This is a genomic window from Paenibacillus sp. 2TAF8 (genome assembly GCF_052114825.1).
Classification (GTDB): Bacteria; Bacillota; Bacilli; order Paenibacillales; family Paenibacillaceae; genus Paenibacillus.
The window spans coordinates 1-528 of record NZ_JBFRFN010000064.1; the positions used below are offsets into that span (position 1 = coordinate 1).

A 528-nucleotide genomic window follows, 5' to 3' on the forward strand; every position below is an offset into this window, starting at 1 on the left:
ATGGCGGAACCGACGGGATTCGAACCCGCGATCTCCTGCGTGACAGGCAGGCATGTTAGGCCAACTACACCACGGTTCCAGATCACTTTCGGTTAGGAAAGCTACAATTGCGGGGGCAGGATTTGAACCTGCGGCCTTCGGGTTATGAGCCCGACGAGCTACCGGGCTGCTCCACCCCGCGTCATTAGAAAAATATATATGGTGGAGGCTGAGGGGATCGAACCCCCGACCCTCTGCTTGTAAGGCAGATGCTCTCCCAGCTGAGCTAAGCCTCCGTAAATATGACCCGTAGGGGRTACTCTCACTTCGTTCGAGACTGCGAAGCAGTTGCTAACGATGCTGATCCTCCGACGAACSTTTGGGATTCTCATCCCACTCTTTAGTTATTAAAATAACTATGACCCGTAGGGGATTCGAACCCCTGTTACCTCCGTGAAAGGGAGGTGTCTTAACCCCTTGACCAACGGGCCTTGCTAGAGAAGTATTATGGCGGAGAGAGAGGGATTCGAACCCTCGAGACGCTTGTGA

The 528-nt window shown here is 53.6% G+C and carries 4 tRNA genes; all 4 read right to left on the reverse strand.

Features of this window, described 5'->3' with window-relative positions:
- Position 1 precedes the first annotated feature (1 nt).
- The 4 genes from AB4Z30_RS29970 to AB4Z30_RS29985 all read right to left on the reverse strand — a co-directional run bounded on the left by AB4Z30_RS29970 (position 2) and on the right by AB4Z30_RS29985 (position 470).
- A tRNA-Asp gene (locus tag AB4Z30_RS29970) sits at positions 2 to 79 on the reverse strand.
- 28 nt (positions 80 to 107) lie between these two features.
- Positions 108 to 181: transfer RNA gene (locus tag AB4Z30_RS29975), tRNA-Met, on the reverse strand.
- 18 nt (positions 182 to 199) lie between these two features.
- Positions 200 to 275: transfer RNA gene (locus AB4Z30_RS29980), tRNA-Val, on the reverse strand.
- Between the two features lie 123 nt (positions 276 to 398).
- Positions 399 to 470, reverse strand: a tRNA-Glu gene (locus AB4Z30_RS29985).
- Between the last annotated feature and the right edge of the window lie 58 nt (positions 471 to 528).